The organism is Rhizobium ecuadorense, assembly GCF_001187535.1.
Taxonomy (GTDB): domain Bacteria; phylum Pseudomonadota; class Alphaproteobacteria; order Rhizobiales; family Rhizobiaceae; genus Rhizobium; species Rhizobium ecuadorense.
Window position 1 is genome coordinate 1 of the sequence record NZ_LFIO01001048.1, and the last position, 228, is coordinate 228.

A 228-nucleotide genomic window follows, 5' to 3' on the forward strand; every position below is an offset into this window, starting at 1 on the left:
CTGCCCTGCCAACTCTCCCGACCAGGCGGCTTCGAGACGCTCGTCTGAGAAATCGCCATCGTCACCCGAGCGTATATGCCGGAGCAGGTAATATCGCAGTGCGTCGGGCGTTTCGTAGGATTGGATGATGCGTTCCGGATCGATGCCGTTGCCGGCCGACTTGCCGATCTTCCGGCCGTCCACCGTGACGTAGCCGTGCACTAGGATCGACGATGGTGGCGGCAGGCC

1 protein-coding gene is annotated in these 228 nt (G+C 62.7%); it reads right to left on the reverse strand.

The features are described 5' to 3' along the window. Nucleotides 1-228, reverse strand: a 228-nt coding sequence (locus AF337_RS18825; protein ID WP_152971136.1) for a class I tRNA ligase family protein, incomplete at both ends; no start/stop codon positions are given.